The organism is Stutzerimonas sp. R40042 (assembly GCF_026642215.1).
Classification (GTDB): Bacteria; Pseudomonadota; Gammaproteobacteria; order Pseudomonadales; family Pseudomonadaceae; genus Stutzerimonas; species Stutzerimonas frequens.
Genome location: NZ_CP113258.1, coordinates 4,399,051 through 4,413,644, shown reverse-complemented (window position 1 = coordinate 4,413,644; position 14,594 = coordinate 4,399,051). Strand labels below are relative to the sequence as shown.

Annotated in this window: 14 protein-coding genes; 7 read left to right on the top strand and 7 right to left on the bottom strand. The window is 67.3% G+C overall.

Annotation, left to right across the window (positions count from 1 at the left end; translation table 11 throughout):
* Positions 1 to 109: 109 nt before the first annotated feature.
* The 3 genes from OUY36_RS20755 to OUY36_RS20745 all read right to left on the bottom strand — a co-directional run bounded on the left by OUY36_RS20755 (position 110) and on the right by OUY36_RS20745 (position 4,078).
* On the bottom strand, positions 110 to 1,483 hold the full coding sequence (locus tag OUY36_RS20755) for a DUF3482 domain-containing protein (RefSeq protein WP_267935821.1): 1,374 nt from the start codon (positions 1,481 to 1,483) through the stop codon (positions 110 to 112).
* Positions 1,476 to 2,870: a DUF2868 domain-containing protein gene (locus OUY36_RS20750; protein ID WP_267935820.1), complete on the bottom strand. Its 1,395-nt coding sequence runs from the start codon at positions 2,868 to 2,870 to the stop codon at positions 1,476 to 1,478. Before OUY36_RS20750 ends, OUY36_RS20755 begins: the two co-directional genes overlap by 8 nt.
* Positions 2,871 to 2,962: 92 nt before the next feature.
* Positions 2,963 to 4,078: a glycerophosphodiester phosphodiesterase gene (locus tag OUY36_RS20745; RefSeq protein ID WP_043942285.1), complete on the bottom strand. Its 1,116-nt coding sequence runs from the start codon at positions 4,076 to 4,078 to the stop codon at positions 2,963 to 2,965.
* A 148-nt stretch (positions 4,079 to 4,226) separates the two neighbouring features.
* On the opposite strand from OUY36_RS20745, the gene OUY36_RS20740 reads away from it, so the two are divergent.
* Positions 4,227 to 4,742, top strand: a complete 516-nt coding sequence (locus OUY36_RS20740) for a dihydrofolate reductase (protein WP_267935819.1) — start codon at positions 4,227 to 4,229, stop codon at positions 4,740 to 4,742.
* Positions 4,743 to 4,829: 87 nt separating this feature from the next.
* On the top strand, positions 4,830 to 5,477 hold the full coding sequence (locus tag OUY36_RS20735; protein WP_011915019.1) for a YitT family protein: 648 nt from the start codon (positions 4,830 to 4,832) through the stop codon (positions 5,475 to 5,477).
* On the opposite strand, the gene OUY36_RS20730 is transcribed toward OUY36_RS20735, so the two are convergent.
* On the bottom strand, positions 5,470 to 5,925 hold the full coding sequence (locus OUY36_RS20730) for a metallophosphoesterase family protein (RefSeq protein WP_125460090.1): 456 nt from the start codon (positions 5,923 to 5,925) through the stop codon (positions 5,470 to 5,472). The genes OUY36_RS20735 and OUY36_RS20730 overlap by 8 nt on opposite strands.
* A gap of 97 nt (positions 5,926 to 6,022) precedes the next feature.
* On the opposite strand from OUY36_RS20730, the gene OUY36_RS20725 reads away from it, so the two are divergent.
* On the top strand, positions 6,023 to 7,135 hold the full coding sequence (locus tag OUY36_RS20725) for an NAD(P)/FAD-dependent oxidoreductase (protein WP_267935818.1): 1,113 nt from the start codon (positions 6,023 to 6,025) through the stop codon (positions 7,133 to 7,135).
* Between the two features lie 41 nt (positions 7,136 to 7,176).
* Here OUY36_RS20725 and ilvD read toward each other — a convergent pair whose 3' ends face one another.
* Positions 7,177 to 9,015 carry a dihydroxy-acid dehydratase gene (gene ilvD, locus OUY36_RS20720; RefSeq protein ID WP_267935817.1) on the bottom strand — a complete coding sequence of 613 codons (1,839 nt, stop codon included), beginning with the start codon at positions 9,013 to 9,015 and terminating at the stop codon, positions 7,177 to 7,179.
* 508 nt (positions 9,016 to 9,523) lie between these two features.
* Here ilvD and OUY36_RS20715 point away from each other — a divergent pair.
* Positions 9,524 to 10,372, top strand: coding sequence for a poly(ethylene terephthalate) hydrolase family protein (locus OUY36_RS20715; protein WP_180981604.1), 849 nt, complete (start codon positions 9,524 to 9,526; stop codon positions 10,370 to 10,372).
* Between the two features lie 54 nt (positions 10,373 to 10,426).
* Here the strand turns inward: OUY36_RS20715 and OUY36_RS20710 are convergent, their stop codons facing one another.
* Positions 10,427 to 11,623, bottom strand: coding sequence for a class I SAM-dependent rRNA methyltransferase (locus tag OUY36_RS20710; RefSeq protein ID WP_125867259.1), 1,197 nt, complete (start codon positions 11,621 to 11,623; stop codon positions 10,427 to 10,429).
* A 102-nt stretch (positions 11,624 to 11,725) separates the two neighbouring features.
* Positions 11,726 to 12,265 carry a type 1 glutamine amidotransferase domain-containing protein gene (locus OUY36_RS20705; protein ID WP_110778796.1) on the bottom strand — a complete coding sequence of 180 codons (540 nt, stop codon included), beginning with the start codon at positions 12,263 to 12,265 and terminating at the stop codon, positions 11,726 to 11,728.
* Between the two features lie 121 nt (positions 12,266 to 12,386).
* On the opposite strand from OUY36_RS20705, the gene OUY36_RS20700 reads away from it, so the two are divergent.
* The 3 genes from OUY36_RS20700 to OUY36_RS20690 all read left to right on the top strand — a co-directional run bounded on the left by OUY36_RS20700 (position 12,387) and on the right by OUY36_RS20690 (position 14,570).
* Positions 12,387 to 13,250, top strand: coding sequence for an HDOD domain-containing protein (locus OUY36_RS20700; RefSeq protein ID WP_110778797.1), 864 nt, complete (start codon positions 12,387 to 12,389; stop codon positions 13,248 to 13,250).
* 51 nt (positions 13,251 to 13,301) lie between these two features.
* Positions 13,302 to 14,114, top strand: a complete 813-nt coding sequence (gene mutM, locus OUY36_RS20695) for a bifunctional DNA-formamidopyrimidine glycosylase/DNA-(apurinic or apyrimidinic site) lyase (protein ID WP_110778798.1) — start codon at positions 13,302 to 13,304, stop codon at positions 14,112 to 14,114.
* Between the two features lie 114 nt (positions 14,115 to 14,228).
* Positions 14,229 to 14,570 carry a multidrug transporter gene (locus tag OUY36_RS20690; protein WP_267935815.1) on the top strand — a complete coding sequence of 114 codons (342 nt, stop codon included), beginning with the start codon at positions 14,229 to 14,231 and terminating at the stop codon, positions 14,568 to 14,570.
* The last annotated feature ends 24 nt before the right edge of the window (positions 14,571 to 14,594 follow it).

Sequence of the window (14,594 nt, the reverse complement as noted above, 5' to 3'; positions counted from 1 at the left end):
GATCATGCGGCAGACACCACCGGGGTATGGTGGGCTTCAGCCCACCGACAACCCCGCGCACGCCACCCGCTGGTGGGCTGAAGCCCACCCTACGCTCCACCTGATCGGCTCAGTTTTGCTGCAGTTGAGTTTCCAGCTCGTCCAGCGCCGCCTGACGCTCGCCGTCCTGCAGGCGGGCGCCGGGGTTGAGCGACGACCACTCGGGATGCGCGCGACAGCGTTGCAGGGCTTCGGGCAGCTTGCCCTCGCGCCAGCCCTGATCCTGCGGCGTGGCCAGGCGGATCGCTTCGGTGGCGGCGTGCCCGCGAGTCGCAAGCACGGCCAGCAACTGGCGTTGGCGCAGGGCGAGCAGGCGCAGTACGGCGTCGTCGACGCTCAGCTCGCGCTGGCCTTTGAGCTTGCCGAGCAGGCGGTTGCCATAGTGCCGCGCGGTCTGCGCGCCGCCGCCGGCGATGGCGCCGAGCAGCGCCGCGGCGCCGAGGGTGATGCCGCCGACCATCAGGTCGACCCCGGCACCGGCGGCCGCGCCTGCGGCCATGCCGCTGCCGATCTTCACGCCCAGCTGCTTGAGGGTCTCGGGGTTGAACAGGTCGTCGCCCCAGCGCCCGTCGAGCAGCGGCAGCTCGCTGGCTGCCGCCTGCTCCTTGCGGAAGGCGTACAGCCGCAGCAGGGCCTCGACGCAGCGCTGCTCTCTGCCGCGCACGGCGTCGTGCAATTCACGAATGGCGCCGCGTTCCAGCTCGGGCTGTGCGGCCACGCTGCGTCGGCAGGCGGCAACGTCCACCAGCAGTTCGGCGATCAGTCTCTGGCCGCTGGCCAGGCGTGCGGCAGCCTGGGCCTCGTGGTCCTCGATCAGTCGCTGCAGCTTGGGTCGCGCCTGTTCCAGCAGCAGCGCCAGGCTTTCGTACAGCCGGCGCTCACCGTCCACGGGTGGCGCCACGCTGTCGAAGCGCACCAGCGCATGCAGGCCGAGGCGGGCCAGCGCCTGGCGCCATTCCTCCTCGCGATGGCCGGGCTGGGCGACGAAGTTGAGCACCGGCAAAAGCGGCTTGCCGCAGCCGGCGAGTACCGCCAGCTCGTCTTTGTACTTGGCCAGCACCGGCTCACGGGCGTCGATCACGTAGAGCCCGGCGTCGCTGGCCAGCAGCTGACGCAGCACCTTGGCTTCCTGCTCGAAGCGCTGGCGTGCCTCGCTGCCGTCGAGAAAGCGCGCGGTGCGTGCCGGGCCGTCGAGGCGCTCACCGGGGCGTTCGACGCGTTCGAGGTAGTCGAGCAGGGCGATGGCATCTTCCAGGCCGGGGGTGTCGTAGAGCTCCAGCAGCGGCTCGCCGTCCACCGACAGCCGCGCACCCTCGACGTGGCGGGTGGTGCTCGGCCGGTGCGAGACCTCACCGAAGCCGATGTCGCGGGTCAGGGTGCGCAGCAGCGAGGTCTTGCCGACATTGGTATGGCCGACCACGGCCAGTTTCAGCGCTTCAGTCATGGCCTGTCTCCAGCCAGCGCAGCGGGGCGCAGCTCGAATGCGTCAGCCCCAGGGTATCCAGCGCCTGATGCCAGTCTTCCAGGCGCGCGCTGTCCAGGGCCTCGCCCGGTGGTGCTTGCAGCAGCCAGACGCGAGTCGCCGCCGCGCAGCGCGACAGTTCGCCGATCAGCGCCAGCGTGCCGCGATCCGGCGAGCGTCGGGGATCGCAGGCGATGGCCAGGCGCGCCGGTGGAAAACGGCTTAGCTGATCGAGCAGGCGCCGGCGTCCCTCGCGATCATCGAGAATGCCGGCATCGGCGATACCCTTGGACAGAGCCGGCGGCCAGGGGCGGCTGCCGTCCAGCTCGATGGCCACCAGCACGGCGCCAGCGCTGCCATCGAGCTGAGCGCCGGCGCTGGGCGCGTGCAGTTGGGCGGGCGCCGCATCACGGATGCCGAGGCGCTCGCTGGGTGGCTGCAGGCGTTCGCGCAGCAGGCGGTAGGCCGGCAGGTTCAGATCGAGGGTCAGCGCAGCCCGCCCACGCCGCCAGCGCCACAGGCAGAGGCTCGCCAGCAGCAGTCGCGGCAGCAGGCCGTAGACCAGCAGCACGCCGACCAGCCAGCCGGCCCAGCGTTGCCGCGCACCGTCCAGATCGCCGGCGAGTGCGCCGCTGGCGCGGATCTGCTCGACATCCGGCACGCTGAAGCCGAGCAGGGCCGGTAGCGCGCCGAAGGCCTGGGTCAGGCCGACGAAGGCGTTCTCGCCAAGGATGGTGGTTTCCCAGACGAAGCCGTAGCGGCGGGTCGCCAGCAGGGCGAGGAGGGTGAGCAGGGCGCTGGTCATCGCCAGCAGCCATAGGGCGTGCACGCCGGTTCCCAGCAACCAGCGGCCGAGTCGGCGCTGATGCAGCACGCTCAGCAGCGCAGGGGCCAGCTGCGCGGCGCGGGCATCACGGGCGAGCTTTTCGCTCAGCCAGAGCCACAGGCGCCCCAGCGCGCCGCTGCTGTCGCCGGTCAGCAGCAGGCCGAGCAGCCAGCCGAGCAGGGTCAGCAGGTTCAGCCCGAGCAGGCTGCCCAGCGCCCAGAACACGTTGACCGGTCGCTGCCCGTCGCCGAGCGCGGCGAAGGCCAGCCCGGCACCGGTGAAGAGCGCCAGCAGGATCAGCGCGAGCGCGCCCAGGCGGGCGCCCTGACGCCAGTGCCGAAGCGCCTCGATGAGCCCGTCACGGTGGGCCAGCCAGAGCGCGCGGCGCTCGATCAGCGCTGGCAGATCGCCGCCCTGGGTACGGGCCTGGCGGTTGGCCTCGTCGTCGTCCAGCGGCCCGGCATGCTCTTCGCGCAGGCGCACGGCTTCGGTCAGCCAGATTCGGTCGAGCGGAGTGAGATCGGGAGAGGGGCGGACGGTCACGCGGCTTCTCGCTGGCGGGTCGAGCCCTGAGGATAACCGCTGCCGCGCGGAACGGGGAAACGGGGAGCCGTTGCGGCTCCCCGCTGTGGTCGTCAGTCGGCGTTGCGCAGGCGCACGGCGATGTCCGGCTGGTCGATGAACAGGCCATCGATGCCGGCATCGAGGAAGGCGCGGATCTCCGCTTCGCTGTCGCCGCGCTCGTGGCGCTTGTCGCTGCTGCGCAGGTTGGCCGGGAGGAAGGCGTTTTCTGCGCGGAAGGTGTACGGGTGGACCTTGAGCCCGACCGCATGGGCGGCGGCGACGAAGCCGGTCGGCGTGCCCAGATTGCCGTTGCCGTCACGCGGAATGATGTAGCTCTTCTCCGGGCCGACGCCGGCGGCGTAGCGGGAGATGGCCTTGAGCCCGGCGGGGGTGGCCATCTGCGCGTAGGTCAGCTTGGTCCCGCGCACCTGCTGGTCATACGGCTGGCCGGAGCTGAACAGCTGCACCAGGCGCAGCTGGGTCAGGCGGCTGAGGGTCTTGAGGTTGTCCACCTCGAACGACTGGATATACACCGGCGCGTGACGCCCGACGTAGCCGTTGCGGGTGAGGATGCGCACCAGCGGCTTCTCCATGGCCAGGCCGAGCTGCTGGAAATGGGTCGGATGCTTGGTTTCCGGGTACAGACCGATGCGTCGGCCCTGGCTGAGCTGCAGCGTTTTCACCAGGTCGATGATCTCCTGCAGGGTCGGGATTTCCAGGCTGCCGTCCATGCGGGCATTGCCCGGGCGGATATCCGGGATGCGCTCGATGGCGCGCAGGGTCTTCAGCTCGGCGAGGGTGAAGTCTTCGCTGAACCAGCCGGTGAGGGTGACGCCGTCGACCTGCTGGGTGCGCTTGCGATCGGCAAACTCGGGACGCTGGGCGACATCGGTGGTCAGGCCCAGCTCGTTGTCGTGGCGGGCGACGATATGGCCGTCGCGGGTCATCACCAGGTCCGGCTCGATGTAGTCGGCGCCCTGGAAAACGGCCAGCGCATAGGCGGCCAGGGTGTGCTCCGGTACATAGCCGCTGGCGCCGCGGTGGGCGATCACCAGCGGGGTCGGCTCGCCCCGCGCAGCCTGGTGTTTCGCGGCGTGTTCATCCGGCGCAGCGAAGCCGGCGAGTGGTAGCAACAGGGTGCAAGCGGTGAGCCAGCGGCGAAGGGAAGCGGTGGTCTTGCGGGCCATTTCGGCATCTCCTCGGTTTGGATGTCACAGCCTGCGCCACTTGCATGACCGGACGTTGACGCTGCGTTGCCCCTTGCGTTGCAAAACGGTTAAGCCGACGAACGGCTGGCGCTGCGGGAATCGGGGCCGCTCTGGTATTCTCGCCGCCATGAATCAGACCCGCCTTCCCCTCGCCATGATCGCCGCCCTCGCGCAGAACCGCGTGATCGGCCTCGACAACCGCATGCCCTGGCATCTGCCCGCCGATCTCAAGCATTTCAAGGCCATGACCCTTGGCAAGCCGATCATCATGGGTCGCAAGACCTGGGACTCGCTCGGCCGCCCGCTGCCGGGGCGGCTCAACCTGGTGGTCAGTCGCCAGGCCGATCTGCAGCTCGACGGCGCGGAAACCTTCACCGATCTGGATGCCGCGCTGGTGCGTGCCGAGCAGTGGGCGCGCGAGCAGGGTGTCGCCGAGCTGATGCTGATCGGCGGTGCGCAGCTGTACGCCCAGGCGTTGGGGCAGGCGCAGCGGCTTTACCTGACACGGATCGATGCCGCTCCAGAAGGCGATGCGTTCTTTCCGGCCTTCGACGAAGCCGAGTGGCAGTGCATCGACAGCCAGCCGCGCCCGGCCGAGGGCGAGGCGCCTGCGTATCGGTTCGAGACCTGGCAACGGCGCTGATCGGCGCCGTCTTCGCTTGATCGGCGCCAAGTCCTTCCGCCTGGCCAGCTTCTATCCTTCGCAACAACCGTTTTCGAGACCCAGCCGATGCAAACCCGCGAATCCGACGTGCCGCAAGCCGAGCGCGTATCGGCGATCTTCGTTCGTCACCCGCTGTGGGAGGACGCTCTGGCGCTGCTCACCGGCACCGCGCTGGTCGCCCTTGGCATCGCCTTCTACAGCCACGCCGGGCTGCTCACCGGCGGCACCGTTGGGCTGGCCTTTCTGCTCAAGTACCTGGCCGGCTGGTCGTTCGGCCCGGTGTTCTTCCTGCTCAACCTGCCGTTCTATGCATTGGCGATCTGGCGCATGGGCTGGAAGTTCACCCTGCGCACCGTCTGCGCAGTGGGGCTTGTCTCGCTGTTCGCCGAGCTGACCCCACAGTGGGTGCGCTTCGCCGAGCTGAATGTGGTTTACGCCGCAGTGTTCGGTGGTTTCGCCATCGGCATCGGCCTGCTGATCCTGTTCCGCCATCGCGCCAGTCTTGGCGGGGTGAACATCCTCGCGTTGTTCCTGCAGGAGCGTTTCGGCCTGCGCGCCGGTACCTTCCAGATGGGCATCGACGCGCTGATCGTCATGGCCGCGGTGTTCGTCGTACCGGTGGACAAGGTGCTGCTGTCGGTGCTCGGCGCCGTGGCGCTGAATCTGGTGCTGGCGATCAATCACCGCGCCGATCGCTACATGGGCGTCAGCTGAGGCTGATCAGCTCCACCTGCGCCTGGCCGTCGTTCAGCTCCAGCAGTGCCAGGCTGATCGGCAGGCTGAAGCGTCGCGGACCTGCGCTGCCCGGGTTCACGTAGAGCACGCCGTCGCGCCGCTCGACCTTCGGTTTGTGCGAGTGGCCGGCGATCACCACGTCGACGCCGGCGGCAAGCGGGTCGATATCCAGCTGCTTGAGGTCGTGCAGCACGTGCAGGGTGAGACCCTCGATGCGCAGGTCGAGGCGTTCGGGCAGCACCTGCGCCCAGTCGGCCGTATCGATATTGCCGCGGATCGCCTCCAGCGGCGCGATGGCACGCAGCCCGTCGAGCACCTGCGGTTTGCCGATATCGCCGGCGTGAATGATCTGTGCGCAGCCCTGCAGTGCCGCCACCGCCTCGGGGCGGAGCAGGCCGTGGGTATCGGAGATCAGGCCGATGCGCATGCCGGTGTTCCCTTTAACTGCTTCGTCAGGTCATCCGACCCTTGGCCGACCGCTGTGGTTGCGGCAGGCTTGGGCTGTTCGGGTCGAGGAGTCTGGCATGGATCGGGTGGATTGCGTGGTGGTGGGTGCGGGAGTGGTCGGGCTGGCGGTGGCGCGTGCGCTGGCGCTGGCCGGTCGCGAGGTGCTGATACTGGAAGCCGAGGCGGCCTTTGGCACCGCCACCAGCGCGCGCAACAGCGAAGTCATCCACGCCGGCATCTACTACCCGCGGGGCTCGCTCAAGGGCCGGTTGTGCGTGGCCGGGCGTCGCCAGCTCTACGATTTCTGTAACAGCCACGGCGTGGCCCATCGACGTTGCGGCAAGCTGATCGTCGCCACCGACGAGGCCCAGATCGCTGCGCTGGAACAACTGCGGCGGCACGCGCTGGCCAATGGGGTCGATGACCTGCAGTACCTCGATGGGCGGGAGGTGCTGGCGCTGGAGCCGGAAGTACAGGCGGTGGCTGGGCTGCTCTCACCGAGTACCGGCATCATCAACAGCCACGCGCTGATGCTGGCACTGCTGGGCGATGCCGAGCGCCACGGCGCGGTGCTGGCACTGAACGCGCCGGTAACGGCGATCACCGTCGGCAGCGCAGGCTTGCAGGTCGAGGTGGGCGGCGCCGACCCGCTGCAGTTGCTGGCCCGCACCGTGGTGAATTGCGCCGGGCATGGCGCGCCCATCCTCGCCGCGCACACCGCCGGGTTGGACCCGGCCGCGCGGCCGCGGCAGTTCTTCGCCAAGGGCAGCTACTTCAGCCTGAGCGGGCGCACGCCGTTTCGCCATCTGGTCTATCCGCTGCCCGAGCCCGGCGGCCTCGGTGTGCACCTGACCCTGGATCTGGCCGGCCAGGCGCGTTTCGGCCCGGACGTGCAGTGGGTCGAGGCGCTCGACTATCGCATCGAGCCGGAACGGGCCGAGGGCTTCTACGCCGCGATTCGCCGTTATTGGCCGGCGCTGCCGGACGCTTCGTTGCAACCGGCCTACACCGGCATCCGCCCGAAGATCAGCGGCCCTGCCGAGGCGGCCGCGGACTTTCGCATCGATGGCCCGGCGCAGCACGGCGTCGCCGGGCTGGTGAACCTGTTCGGCATCGAGTCGCCGGGCCTGACCGCCTGCCTGGCGATCGCGGATCACGTGGCGGCCCGGCTGCACGAGCCGCGCGCATAAAAAACCCGGCACAGGGCCGGGTTTTTTTCTTGTCGCAGCGATCAGCCGTCCAGCATCGCCTTGTTGCGCACTGCACCCTTGTCGGCGCTGGTAGCAAGCAGGGCGTAGGCCTTGAGCGCGGTTGAGACCTTGCGCGCACGCGGCTGCGCCGGCTTCCAGCCCTTCTTGTCCTGCTCGATGCGGCGGTGGGCCAGCTCTTCATCCGACACCTGCAGCTGGATGCTGCGGTTGGGGATGTCGATCAGCACCTTGTCGCCGTCCTGCACCAGGCCGATGGCGCCGCCCGCGGCCGCTTCCGGCGAAGCGTGGCCGATAGACAGGCCCGAGGTGCCGCCGGAGAAGCGACCGTCGGTGAGCAGCGCGCATTCCTTGCCGAGGCCCTTGGACTTCAGATACGAGGTCGGGTAGAGCATTTCCTGCATGCCCGGGCCGCCCTTCGGACCTTCGTAGCGGATGATGACGATGTCGCCTGGCTTCACCTCGTCGGCGAGGATGCCTTTCACGGCACTGTCCTGGCTTTCGTAGATCTTCGCCGTGCCTTCGAACACGTGGATGGACTCGTCCACGCCGGCGGTCTTCACCACGCAGCCGTCCAGGGCGATGTTGCCGTAGAGCACGGCGAGGCCGCCTTCCTGGGAATAGGCGTGCTCGATGCTGCGGATGCAGCCTTCGGCACGGTCCAGGTCCAGGCTCGGCCAGCGGGTGGCCTGGCTGAAGGCGACCTGGGTCGGGATGCCCGCCGGACCGGCCTTGAAGAAGGTATGTACCGCTTCGTCCTGGGTCTGGGTGATGTCCCATTCGGCGATGGCATCGGCCATGCTCGGGCTGTGCACGGTGGAAACATCGGTGTGCAGCAGGCCGCCACGGGCCAGCTCGCCGAGGATGGAGAAGATGCCGCCGGCGCGGTGCACGTCTTCCATGTGGTACTTCTGGATGTTCGGTGCCACCTTGCACAGCTGCGGAACCTTGCGCGAGAGCGCGTCGATGTCGCGCAGGTCGAAGTCGACCTCGGCTTCCTGGGCGGCGGCCAGGAGGTGCAGGATGGTGTTGGTCGAACCGCCCATGGCGATGTCCAGGGTCATGGCATTCTCGAAGGCCTTGCGGCTGGCCACGTTGCGCGGCAGCACGGACTCGTCGCCGTCCTGGTAGTAACGCTTGCACAGCTCGACGGCGATACGCCCGGCGCGCAGGAACAGCTGCTCGCGGTCGGCGTGGGTGGCCAGCGTGGTGCCGTTGCCCGGCAGGGACAGGCCGAGGGCTTCGGTCAGGCAGTTCATCGAGTTGGCGGTGAACATGCCCGAGCAGCTGCCGCAGGTGGGGCAGGCGCTGCGCTCGTATTCGGCGACCTTCTCGTCGGAGCAGGAATCGTCGGCGGCCACCACCATGGCGTCGACCAGGTCCAGGCCGTGGTTGGCCAGCTTGGTCTTGCCGGCTTCCATCGGGCCGCCGGAGACGAACACCACCGGGATGTTCAGGCGCAGCGCGGCCATCAGCATGCCGGGAGTGATCTTGTCGCAGTTGCTGATGCAGACGATGGCGTCGGCGCAATGCGCATTGACCATGTACTCCACGGAGTCGGCGATGATCTCGCGCGACGGCAGCGAATAGAGCATGCCGTCGTGACCCATGGCGATGCCGTCGTCGACCGCGATGGTGTTGAATTCCTTGGCCACGCCGCCGTGCTTCTCGATCTCGCGGGCGACCAGCTGGCCCATGTCTTTGAGGTGCACGTGGCCGGGGACGAACTGGGTGAAGGAGTTGGCGATGGCGATGATCGGCTTCTTGAAGTCTTCGTCCTTCATGCCGGTGGCGCGCCACAGCGCCCGGGCACCGGCCATGTTGCGGCCGTGCGTGGAGGTTTTCGAACGGTAATCAGGCATGACGGTTCCTGCGGCTAATCAGGTAATCGGAGGTATGCGTATGGTGAGCAACGCCTGTGCCGGATGCAACGGAGGATGACCGTGCGTTCGGAAGGGGCCGGGTCGAGGCGGGGTAATCGCTCGTGGGGCCTGGGCTCAGGGTCCGCCGTGTGGTGAATGGCGAGATATCACCGATTCTACGCACGTTCCGGCAGCCGGGCCAGGCGGGACGATTGCCGGTACGCCGGCATGCCGCGCGCTAGCCGCATGGCGACGCCGGAGGAGGCGTTCGAGACGCACATCCGCTGAAAAATGCCGCATTGACCGCTGGTCCGCTTCTGCCTGCGTGCGACTGGCGGGTCGATTATCGCTCGCTAGAGTCCATTCCCGACCGTTTCGCTGGCTGCCGCGCCACTGGAGTTGCGTGCTGCCCGCTGGCGGTCGGCCGGTATGTGTCCGTTTCGCGACGGTAGGGCAGCGTTCGACCGGCGATGAATCCTTATACCAATGACAAGAACGAGGAATGCAGATGCGCAAGTTCACACTTGGATGCCTGAGTGCCACGGCGCTGGTCGCCCTGTCCGTTTCCGCCACCGCCGCTCCGCTGCCCGATACGCCCGGCGCGCCCTTTCCGTCGGTTTCGAGCTTCGACAACGACGGGCCGTACGCGGTGACTAGTCAGAGCGAGGGGCCCAATTGCCGGGTCTACCGGCCACGCACGCTCGGCCAGGGCGGAGTCCGCCACCCGATCATCCTCTGGGGCAACGGCACCGGTACCGGGCCGACCACCTATTCCGGACTGCTGAGCCATTGGGCCAGCCATGGCTTCGTGGTCGCCGCGGCGGAAACCTCCAACGCCGGTACCGGGCGGGACATGCTGGCCTGCCTGGATTACCTGGTGCAGGAGAGCAACCGCACCTATGGCACTTACGTCGGCGTGCTGAACACCGGGCGGGTCGGGACCTCGGGGCATTCCCAGGGCGGTGGCGGCTCGATCATGGCCGGGCAGGACGATCGCGTTAAGGCCACCGCGCCGATCCAGCCGTACACCATTGGTCTAGGCCATGACTCGTCGTCGCAGCGCAACCAGCGCGGGCCGATGTTCCTGATGTCCGGCGGTGCCGACACCATTGCCATTCCTTACCTGAACGCGCAGCCGGTCTTCACCCGCGCCAACGTGCCGATCTTCTGGGGCGAGCGGCGCTATGTCAGCCACTTCGAGCCGGTGGGTGATGGCGGGGCCTATCGCGGCCCGACGACGGCCTGGTTCCGTTATCACCTGATGGACGACGAAAGTGCGCGCAGCACTTTCTACGGACGCTTCTGCGGGTTGTGCACCAGCCTGTTGTGGAGCGATCAGCGCAAGGGCATCGAGTAAGGGGATGAGCGCAGGGCGGCGGTTCGCCGCCGCCTTGCGCGCCTGATGCGGGGGTCAGCTGTTGGGCAGGATGCGGCAGGTCAGGCTCTTGATATAGCGGGTCTCCGGGATCGCCGGATGCACCGGATGGTCTGGGCCCTGAGCGCCGCGCTCGAGCAGCTGGATGTTGCGATCCAGATGGCGCGCGCTGCCGAGCAGGATGTTCTGCAGGTGGTCTTCTTCCAGGTGCATGGAGCAGCTGGCGCTGACCAGGATGCCGTCCTTGTTCAGCAGGCGCATGGCGGCCTCGTTAAGGCGGCGGTAGGCGGCCTCGCCGTTCTTGATGTCCTTCTTGCGCTTGATGAAGGCCGGTGGGTCGGTGATCACCACGTCGAAGCGCTCCTCGGCGTTCTTCAGTTCCTTCATCGCCTCGAAGGCATCGCCCTCGACGCAGGTCATCTTCTCGCCCACGCCATTGAGTGCGGCATTGCGCTCGACGCCGTCCAGGGCAAAGGCCGAGGCGTCGACGCAGAACACCTCGCTGGCGCCGAAGGCGGCGGCCTGCACGCCCCAGCCGCCGATGTAGCTGAACAGGTCGAGCACGCGCTTGCCCTTCACATAGGGCGCCAGGCGCGCGCGATTCATGCGGTGATCGTAGAACCAGCCGGTCTTCTGGCCCTGCAGCACCGGCGCCTCGAACTTCACGCCGTTCTCTTCCAGCGCGACCCATTCCGGCACCACACCGAAGGCGGTATCCACGTAACGCTCCAGGCCTTCGGCGTCGCGGGCGCTGGAGTCGTTCTTCCAGAGCACGCCGCGCGGCTTGAGCACCTGCACCAGCGCCTCCAGCACGGCATCCTTGTTGCGCTCCATGGTCGCCGAAGCCAGCTGCACCACCAAGTGGTCGTGGAAGCGATCGACCACCAGTCCCGGCAGCAGATCGGAATCGCCGTAGATCAGCCGGTAGCAGGGCTGCTCGAACAGCCGCTCGCGCAGGCTCAGGGCGACCTTGATGCGGTGCACCAGTAGCGACTTGTCCAGGCTGTGCTTGAGGTCGCGCGACAGCAGCCGCGCGCAGATCAGGTTGTTCGGCGACACGCCGACGATACCCAGCGGCTTGCCACCGGCGGCTTCGAGGATGGCCTGGTCGCCGGCGGCGAAGCCGGCCAGCGGCGTGGCGGCCGTGTCGACTTCGTTGCTGTAGACCCACAGATGGCCCGCGCGCAGGCGGCGGTCGGCATTGGCTTTGAGACGCAGGCTGGGCAGGGTCATCGGCAGGGCTCCGGAAAAAAGACGGGCATTCTAAACGAGCGGCCCGCCGCATGCGCTGGGGTCGTAGGAAAAACGCCCGCCGCGTGCCTGTCGATGCCTCGCTCAGGCGGACAACGCGTCGATCAGCGCCTGGCTGAATGCCGGGATGTCATCGGGCTTGCGGCTGCTGATGAGGTGGCCATCGACCACCACTTGCTCGTCAACCCACTCGGCGCCGGCATTCTTCAGGTCGTCGGTGAGCGATGGCCAACTGGTCATGCGCTTGCCGTTGACCAGATCGGCCGAGATCAACAGCCAGCCGCCATGGCAGATCACGGCGATGGTCTTGTTCGCACGGGCGGCATCGCGAACCAGTTCCTGGGCCATCTCATCGCTGCGAATGGTGTCGGAATTGACCACGCCGCCAGGCAGTAGCACGGCGTCGTAGTCCTCCATGCGGATGCTGTCGAAGGTGTTGTCGACATGGAACTTGGAGGCCGGGGTGGTGTGGTTCCAGCCGGTCACCTCACCATTCTTGGCAGAGATGATCTCGGCGGTTGCGCCGGCCTTTTCCAGCGCCTCCTTGGGCCCGGTCAGTTCGACCTGCTCGAAGCCATCGGTCACCAGGATTGCCACACGCTTGCCTTTGAGTGAATCGGCCATTGCTCTGTCCTCCTCGTCGGTTCGACTTTCATGCACTTGAAATCCGACCATCAACTCGGCCAAAGTTCGCACTCTTTTCGCACAGTAGTGGCCTTCGGCTAGTCCCGGGCCGAGCCTCACCATGACCATCGAACTTACCGACGAGCAGATCCGTAGCGTGCTGCAGGGAATCAACGTGCCTGCGCAGCCGCAGATCATGGTTGACCTGCAGATGGAGCAGATGGCACCGGAGCCCGATCTGCGCGCCATTGCGCGGCTGATCAGCCAGGACCCGGGACTGTCTGGGGCGTTGCTCAAGACGGTCAATTCGCCGTTCTACGGTCTGGCCAATCGTGTCGCCTCGATCCAGCAGGCGGTCAATCTGCTGGGCTGCAACACCGTGATCAATCTGATCAACGCTCAATCCATTCGCGGCGAACTCACGGATGCCGCGATCGTCACGCTCAACCGCTTCTGGGATACCGCGCAGGACGTGGCCATGGCCTGCCTGACGCTGGCCAAGCGCATCGGCTATGCGTCGCCGGACGAGGCCTACACCCTCGGACTGTTCCACAATTGCGGCATCCCGCTGATGCTCCAGCGTTTTCCCGGCTACATGGCGGTGCTGGAGGAGGCGTACGCCAGCACCAACGCCGAGACGCGGGTGATCGATATCGAAAATCGCGTCCTGAATACCAACCATGCGGTGGTGGGGTTCTTCGTGGCGCGCTCATGGAAGCTGCCGCAGCATCTGTGCGATGTGATCGCCAACCATCACAACGCCCTCACCCTGTTCCGGGACGGGCTCGGCGACGGACGGGTCGAGACGCTGCTGGCCATTCTGAAGATGGCCGAGCATATCTGTGCCTGCCACCAGTTGCTGGGCGACCAGCCAGACGATCATGAGTGGGCGGTCGTGGCCGAGCAGGTGCTCGAGCACGTCGGACTGTCGGAATATGATTTCGAATGCATGCGTGACAGCATCCGCGAACTGGGTATCGGCTGACCGATCCCCAGCAACGTGAAGGGCCGTCCGAGGCCGACGTAGGAAGCGCCCATGCCTGAGTTACCTGAAGTCGAAACTACCCGTCGTGGCATCGAGCCGCATCTGCTCGGCCAGCGCGTCAGCCGCGTGCTGGTGCGCGACCGGCGCCTGCGCTGGCCGATTCCTGAGGATCTCGACGTGCGCCTGTCCGGGCAGCGGATCGAGGCCGTCGAACGCCGCGCCAAGTACCTGCTGATCAGGGCCGAGAGTGGCACGCTGATCGTCCATCTGGGCATGTCCGGCAGCCTGCGCCTGGTTGACGCCGCTTTGCCGGCGGGCAGGCATGAGCATGTCGATCTGCTGCTGGAGTCCGGCCAGGCGCTACGCTACACCGACCCGCGGCGCTTCGGCGCGATGCTCTGGAGCGAGGAACCGCTGGCCCATGTGCTGCTCGCCAGCCTCGGGCCCGAGCCGCTGGGAGAGGATTTTGACGGCGACCGACTGTATCGGCTGTCGCGCGGGCGCAGCATGGCGGTCAAGCCGTTCATCATGGACAACGCGGTGGTGGTGGGCGTCGGCAACATCTACGCGAGCGAGGCACTGTTCGCCGCCGGGATCGATCCGCGGCGGCCGGCCGGCAGCATCTCGCGGGCGCGCTATCTGAAGCTCGGCGAGGAGATCCGGCGCATCCTGGCCATGGCCATCGAGCGCGGCGGCACCACCTTGCGCGACTTTGTCGGCGGCGATGGCAAGCCCGGCTATTTCCAGCAGGAACTGTTCGTCTACGGTCGCGGAGGTGAATTCTGCAAGAGCTGCGGCTCGACCCTGCGCGAGATCCGCCTGGGCCAGCGGGCCAGCGTCTACTGCAGTCGCTGCCAACGCTGAGGTGGCGTAACTGCGCGCGCGTTGACGGCGTTCACGCCCCGCGGGGCGCGGCCACTGCTATAGTGGCCGTCACAACTAAAATTGCCGCGTTTCGCACAGCTGAAGGACCACACCATGAATCTGTTCCGCTCCACCGCTGCTGTCTTGGCTCTGACCACTGGCCTGCTGGCAATGCCGGCGCACGCGGAATCGGTCCCGCAGAACGCCAGCGGCGATCCGATGTACACCGTCGAGGCGCCCAAGGCCTACTCCATGGTGGGCGACCTGATCATCGCCCGTCCGCTGCTCATCGCCGCGACGGCCATCGGTGCCGGCATTTTCGTTGTCAGCCTGCCGTTCACCGCGCTGGGCGGCAACGTCGGCGAGGCCGGCAAGGCATTGGTGGTCGAGCCTGGCAAAGCGGCTTTCGTACGCTGCCTGGGCTGCACCACCAGCGGCTACAACGCCCAGCGTTGATCGACGTCATCCGCACCGCGACTG

Bases quoted from the DNA above. Each gene is read 5' to 3' on its own strand.
- OUY36_RS20710 (WP_125867259.1), bottom strand. From the start codon at position 11,623: ATGACCCTGCCCAGCCTGCGTCTCAAAGCCAATGCCGACCGCCGCCTG.
- OUY36_RS20735 (WP_011915019.1), top strand. From the start codon at position 4,830: ATGCAAACCCGCGAATCCGACGTGCCGCAAGCCGAGCGCGTATCGGCG.
- OUY36_RS20730 (WP_125460090.1), bottom strand. From the start codon at position 5,925: ATGCGCATCGGCCTGATCTCCGATACCCACGGCCTGCTCCGCCCCGAG.
- OUY36_RS20755 (WP_267935821.1), bottom strand. From the start codon at position 1,483: ATGACTGAAGCGCTGAAACTGGCCGTGGTCGGCCATACCAATGTCGGC.
- ilvD (WP_267935817.1), bottom strand. From the start codon at position 9,015: ATGCCTGATTACCGTTCGAAAACCTCCACGCACGGCCGCAACATGGCC.
- OUY36_RS20740 (WP_267935819.1), top strand. From the start codon at position 4,227: ATGAATCAGACCCGCCTTCCCCTCGCCATGATCGCCGCCCTCGCGCAG.
- OUY36_RS20715 (WP_180981604.1), top strand. From the start codon at position 9,524: ATGCGCAAGTTCACACTTGGATGCCTGAGTGCCACGGCGCTGGTCGCC.
- OUY36_RS20700 (WP_110778797.1), top strand. From the start codon at position 12,387: ATGACCATCGAACTTACCGACGAGCAGATCCGTAGCGTGCTGCAGGGA.
- mutM (WP_110778798.1), top strand. From the start codon at position 13,302: ATGCCTGAGTTACCTGAAGTCGAAACTACCCGTCGTGGCATCGAGCCG.
- OUY36_RS20745 (WP_043942285.1), bottom strand. From the start codon at position 4,078: ATGGCCCGCAAGACCACCGCTTCCCTTCGCCGCTGGCTCACCGCTTGC.
- OUY36_RS20725 (WP_267935818.1), top strand. From the start codon at position 6,023: ATGGATCGGGTGGATTGCGTGGTGGTGGGTGCGGGAGTGGTCGGGCTG.
- OUY36_RS20690 (WP_267935815.1), top strand. From the start codon at position 14,229: ATGAATCTGTTCCGCTCCACCGCTGCTGTCTTGGCTCTGACCACTGGC.
- OUY36_RS20705 (WP_110778796.1), bottom strand. From the start codon at position 12,265: ATGGCCGATTCACTCAAAGGCAAGCGTGTGGCAATCCTGGTGACCGAT.